The following is a 6222-nucleotide window of genomic DNA, read 5'->3' as shown; positions in this document are numbered from 1 at the left end:
GTTGCAAAGGTTTGTGTTGCTGCTTCTACTTTTACATTTTCTTTCGCTTCCAGAGCTTGGTGTAATCCATCAGAATAACGTCGACCTTCCATAATACGCCCGGTCTGTTCATCAACGATTTTAACTTGACCATCAATTACTACGTATTCTACATCTTTTTCAAATAAAGTGTAGGCTTTCAATAATTGATTCAGGGAATGAATTCTTTCAGATTTAATGGCAAAATATCTCAAAAATTCTTCTTTTTCTTTATGCTCTTCTTCTTTTGAGAGATTTTTATTTTCTATGTCAGCAAATATAGTTCCTAAATCTTCTAATACAAAAAAGTTTGGATCTGAGTTTCCTTTTGATAAAAATTCTATTCCTTTATCTGTAAGTTCAACTTGATTGTTTTTTTCATCGATTGAGAAAAATAAATCTTTATCGGCTTCAGGCATCATTCGATTATTATCCGATATAAAGTAGGCTTCAGCTTTTAACAAAATTGCTTTATTTCCTTCTTCCGATAAGTATTTTATTAAAGGTTTATGTTTCGGCAGTCCTCTATATACTTGATACAATTTATATCCTCCTTCTTTTTTATCTCCTGAGGCAATTAATTGTTTAGCCTCTTGAAATAACTTTGAAATTTCATTTTTTTGAGCTGAAAAAATGGTTTCAACAATAGGCTTTAATTCTTGATATTCTTGTTTATCTCCTTGAGGAACTGGCCCTGATATAATTAATGGTGTTCGAGCATCATCAATGAGTACGGAATCCACCTCATCCACTATGGCATAATTAAGTTCTCGCTGTACTAGATCTGTGGGAGAATTAGCCATATTATCACGCAAATAATCAAAACCAAATTCATTATTGGTTCCGTAGGTAATATCTGCCAAATAGGCTTGTCTTCTTGATTCTGAATTCGGTTGATGATTGTCGATACAATCAACTCTCAGCCCGTGGAATTCAAATATAGGCCCCATCCAGGCAGAGTCTCGTTTTGCCAAATAGTCATTTACGGTTACTACATGAACACCACGTCCGGGTAAAGCATTTAAATACATAGGAAGAGTTCCTACTAAAGTTTTACCTTCACCGGTTGCCATTTCGGCAATTTTTCCTTGATGCAAAACTGTTCCACCTATATACTGTACATCATAATGGATCATATCCCATTTAACATCTTTACCAGCAGCATTCCAATAATTTTTCCATAAAGCTTTATCTCCATCAATGGTAATATAGTCTTTGGATAATGCTAAGGTTTTATCAAAATCAGTTGCAGTAACTGTAATTAACTCATTTTCAGCAAACCTTCTGGCTGTTTCTTTAATTAAAGCATAGGCTTGAGGAAGAATTTCTTCTAATATTTTTTCTTCTATTTGATATGATTCTTTCTCATATTTTTCAATCTCACTATATAATCTTTCTTTTTCATCTATATTATCAACTTTTTGAGTTTGCTCCTTCAATTCTGTAATTTTATTCTTAAGCTCTAAAGTTGCTTGAGTAATTTTTTCTTTAAACTCAACGGTTTTATACCTTAGATCATCGAATGATAAAGATGAAATACTTTCTTCTTCTTTTTTTATTTTATCTAGAAATTTATTTAATTGTGCAAGATCTTTTTTATGTTTATCCCCAATAAATAATTTGAGAACTGAATTTAATATATTCATTACGTGTAATTAATTTATACTTACAAATGTACTAAAAAAAGCTTTTAGTATGAAATATGAAAAGTAAAGCCCTAAACGAGCTAGGGCTTTTCAATTAATATTCATCTTCGTTCCAGAGAAAATCATCATCAGTTGGATAATCCGCCCATATTTCTTCAATGCTATCATATATTTCTCCCTCATCTTCAATTGCTTGTAGATTTTCTACTACTTCCAAAGGGGCTCCCGTTCTTATAGCATAATCAATTAATTCATCTTTTGTGGCGGGCCACGGTGCATCACTTAGATAAGATGCTAATTCTAAGGTCCAATACATAAGGTAAAATTTATATTATGATTAATTTTTTTGTTCCACACATCAAACTTCAAGCCAAATTAGTTATTTATATTTTTTATTTCTATTTCATAAAAAATGTAATAATTTCCGACCTAATTATTATAGTGCTTTTAATAATTTCATTAGATAATTCAAATAAATTTACAAGTTAACAAATTAAAAATTAATAATCTAATCAAAGAAAAAAACAAAATAATAAGATAATAAAATAAATAAATGCATAATTTTAAATATAAAATTATGCATATTTATACATAAAAATATGAATAGAATCATATCATTTAAATATTTATTTAAATGAAAAAAGAAATTTATTTATATTAGAAAATATAATAATTCATATGCCAAAAATGACATCTAATGTACATGACAAATTTTCATTAATTGTCAAGTTTACATAGTATGATTTCAATTAAAAATAATATTTTTATTCAAATTATTGAATTGATTTTATTTTATTAGCTAATTTTATCAATATTATAGCTAAAAAAAAAAGTACATTTTGACTAATCTAAGAAAATCATTTACTAATCAAAAATATATGCAAATCCAAGTGCAATAACAGAAGTATCTTGTTTGTTACAATATTTATTATAAATATCCACTAATCCATAATTATAACGTAAGAAAAATTCAGATTTTCTATTTATGCTATACCCTACTCCGGCTCCAATAGAAAAATCCAAATTTTTAGGATTAGATCCATATTGCATTTTTTCTTTCTCTTTATCTTTTTGATAAATAAGTACTCCGATTTGTGGGCCTATTTCTCCAAAAAAATCGCTATCATCACCTGAAAAATATGCTCTAAAATATATAGGTATATTTATATAATTTTGATAAAATTTAGAATCAATTTTCTGATTATCAGAAGTTTTAATTTTATCTTTTTCACCTTGAAGAGAATAAGAAATTTCAGGTTGAATAAAAAATTGATTGTAATAGTCTAATTTTATTTGAGCTAAAACACCTACTGATCCAGCAATTCTGTTACTGGATTCTTTATGAACCTTTGATATATTTGAACTATGTATAGTACCCCTAACACCTAATCTCATCTGAGAACAAGATAAAACGGGTGCTACTAAAAATAAAAGAACACTTTTTTTCATAATTAGTATTTTATTGTAAATATAAATTTAATTAAGAACGCTATATACAGTTTTTCCAATTTCTGCTGGCGAATTAACTACATGAATACCACACTCTTTCATAATTTTCATTTTTGATTGTGCCGTATCATTTTCTCCACCAACAATAGCTCCGGCATGTCCCATAGTTCTGCCTTTAGGTGCAGTTATACCTGCAATAAATCCTATAATAGGTTTTGATGTATGGAGAGACCTATACCAATAGGCTGCATCGACTTCCAGTTGGCCTCCTATTTCTCCAATCATCACAATACAATCCGTATCTTTATCCTCTATAAACCATTCCAAAGCATCTTTAATTGTTGTCCCAAGCAAAGGATCTCCACCTATTCCGATAGCTGTAGAAATACCAAATCCGGCTTTAACAACTTGGTCTGCAGCTTCGTATGTTAATGTTCCTGATTTGGAAATAATCCCAACCTTTCCTTTTTTAAATATAAAACCTGGCATGATACCAACTTTTGCTTCTTCAGCAGATATTATACCTGGGCAATTAGGACCAATTAATACACAATCATATGAATTAAGATAATTCTTTACTTCAACCATATCTTTAACAGGAATGCCTTCCGTTATACATATGATAACTTTTATTCCAGCTTGGGCAGCCTCCATTATAGAATCGGCTGCAAAGGCAGGGGGAACAAAAATTATAGAGGTATTGGCACCTGTACGATCAATTGCATCTTTAACTGTATTGAAAACGGGTTTATCTAAATGAATAGTTCCTCCTTTTCCAGGTGTCACCCCTCCAACTACATTCGTACCATAATTAATCATTTGTTCAGCATGAAAAGTACCTTCTTTTCCAGTAAATCCTTGAACAATTACTCGAGAATTTTTATCAACTAAGACTGACATAGTTTTATAAATTATGGGTTTGACAAATTTCTAATTAATCTTATTTAACTAATCTTTTAAGAGTAGCCAATTCTTTTAATTTCTTTTTAGCTTCTTCTGCTGGATAACCAAAATATGTTTTACCTGCTTCTAAATTTTTTGATACTCCAGATTGAGCAAGTATGACTGCTTTCCTTCCAATAGTAAGCGATGAAGCAAAGCCTGCTTGTCCCCAAATGGTTACTTCATCTCCTATGTTGCAGCAACCGGCTATACCCACTTGTGATGCTATCAAACATTTTTTTCCTACAACTGTATCATGCCCTATTTGGATAAGATTGTCCAATTTTGACCCTTCTCCAATAATTGTTGAATCGGTCACTCCTTTATCAATAGTACAATTAGATCCTATTTCTACATAATCTTCTATAATTACATTTCCAACAGATTTTAAACGATCATAATAATCTACTCTGTTTTTATAATAAAAACCATCTCCTCCGATTATGGTGCCTGATTGTATGATAACGTTATTACCTATGATTGTATTATCATGTATAGTTACATTTGGGAAAATAATACAGTTATCACCTATTTTAACATTTTTACCTATGTAAACACCAGGTTGTATAATTGTATTTTTTCCAATTTTAGCATCGTCAGAAAGTAACTTATTTTGCGGTATAAATTTCACAAAATAGTCATTAATTTTATTAAAATCTCTAAAAGGATCTTCAGATAAAAGAAGTGCCTTATTTTCCGGACATTCTACTTTTTTATTTATTAATATTACACTTGCTTTACTTTGTAAAGCTTTATCATAATATTTCGGATGGTCTACAAAAACTATCTCTCCTTCTTTTACTCGGTGAATTTCATTAGTTCCATATATTGGAAAATCTTCTTTTCCGATATAACGACATCCTATAATTGATGCAATGTTTTTTAGTGTGTATGAATGTGGAAATTTCATTTTTTAATAATTATACGAATATTTTATTCTTTTACTCTTTCTATATAAGAGCCATCGTCTGTATTAATTTTAATTTTTTCACCTACTTCGATAAATAAAGGTACTAAGACTTTAGCTCCAGTTTCAATAACGGCATTTTTAAGTGCATTCGTAGCTGTATTTCCTTTTACACCCGGTTCTGCTTCTATTACTTCCATAATTACACTTGCAGGTAATTCAGCAGATAAAGGAGTTTCATCTTCTTCTTTTAAGATAATCATCACTTCTTCTCCGGCTTTCATAAATTGTGAATTTTCAATCAAGTTTTTATCAATATAAATTTGAGAGAAATCATCATTATTCATAAAATGGAATCCATGATCATCATCGTATAAATATTGATATTTACGAGTTATAACTCTTACATCTTCTATTTTACTTCCTGCTGAAAAAGTATTATCAACAACTTTACCTGATGTTAAAGATTTTAATTTAGTTCTTACAAAAGCCGGACCTTTTCCGGGTTTAACATGTAAAAATTCAATCACTTTATAAATATCATCGTTAAAATTGATACAAAGTCCCTTTTTAATATCTCCCATTCCAGCCATATGTGTATAATTTAATTTTTTTTATATTATTAATTTTTATAATCCTTGTGCATTAAATCCTCTCATTACACCTCTCATGCTTGATTGTATAAATTGGATAATTTCATCTCTTTCTGGTGTTGCCTCAAATTCTGCTTCTACTACTGATAAAGCTTGAGTAATATTTAGTTTATTTTGAAAAATAACTCTATATATATTTTGTATTTCGGCAATTTTATCGGAACTAAATCCTCTTCTTCTCAATCCTACAGAGTTAATGCCTACATAAGATAATGGATCTCTAGCTACTTTTACATAAGGAGGAATATCTTTTCTGACTAAAGACCCCCCTGTTACAAAAGCATGATTTCCTATAGAACAAAACTGGTGAACTGCTGTCATACCTGCCATAACCACATAATCACCCACTGTGATATGTCCGGCTAAGGTTGTATTATTGGAAAAAATACAGTGATTACCTACTTCACAATCATGAGCAACATGAGAATAAGCCATAATCAGACAATTATTTCCAATTACGGTTTGCATTTTATCTGAAGTTCCTCTACTCACGGTAACGCATTCCCTTATTACTGTATTATCTCCTATAAACGTGAGTGCTTTTTCTCCTTTATATTTTAAATCTTGAGGTTCTGCCGAAATCACTGCTCCCGGAAATATTTTGCAG

At 30.1% G+C, this 6222-nt stretch carries 7 protein-coding genes; all 7 read right to left on the bottom strand.

Annotated elements, in window-relative coordinates; translation table 11 throughout:
* A partial coding sequence (locus tag M3Z80_RS08650; RefSeq protein WP_366519875.1) for a preprotein translocase subunit SecA occupies nt 1–1664 on the bottom strand: 1664 nt, incomplete at its 3' end.
* Between the two features lie 94 nt (nt 1665–1758).
* On the bottom strand, nt 1759–1980 hold the full coding sequence (locus M3Z80_RS08645; RefSeq protein WP_055424695.1) for a DUF2795 domain-containing protein: 222 nt from the start codon (nt 1978–1980) through the stop codon (nt 1759–1761).
* Nucleotides 1981–2528: 548 nt separating this feature from the next.
* Nucleotides 2529–3113: a porin family protein gene (locus M3Z80_RS08640; protein ID WP_293919200.1), complete on the bottom strand. Its 585-nt coding sequence runs from the start codon at nt 3111–3113 to the stop codon at nt 2529–2531.
* A 27-nt stretch (nt 3114–3140) separates the two neighbouring features.
* The gene (gene sucD, locus M3Z80_RS08635; RefSeq protein ID WP_293919199.1) at nt 3141–4013 is read right to left on the bottom strand and encodes a succinate--CoA ligase subunit alpha; all 873 of its coding nucleotides are present in this window, start codon (nt 4011–4013) and stop codon (nt 3141–3143) included.
* Nucleotides 4014–4053: 40 nt separating this feature from the next.
* Nucleotides 4054–4965: a UDP-3-O-(3-hydroxymyristoyl)glucosamine N-acyltransferase gene (locus M3Z80_RS08630; RefSeq protein WP_293919198.1), complete on the bottom strand. Its 912-nt coding sequence runs from the start codon at nt 4963–4965 to the stop codon at nt 4054–4056.
* Between the two features lie 23 nt (nt 4966–4988).
* On the bottom strand, nt 4989–5555 hold the full coding sequence (gene efp / locus M3Z80_RS08625) for an elongation factor P (protein WP_293919197.1): 567 nt from the start codon (nt 5553–5555) through the stop codon (nt 4989–4991).
* A 36-nt stretch (nt 5556–5591) separates the two neighbouring features.
* Nucleotides 5592–6222 (bottom strand): acyl-ACP--UDP-N-acetylglucosamine O-acyltransferase (gene lpxA, locus M3Z80_RS08620; RefSeq protein ID WP_293919196.1); only part of this gene is annotated, 631 nt, incomplete at its 5' end.

This window comes from Apibacter sp., from assembly GCF_025291155.1.
Lineage (GTDB): Bacteria > Bacteroidota > Bacteroidia > Flavobacteriales > Weeksellaceae > Apibacter.
This window is presented reverse-complemented; position numbering and strand designations above follow the sequence as displayed.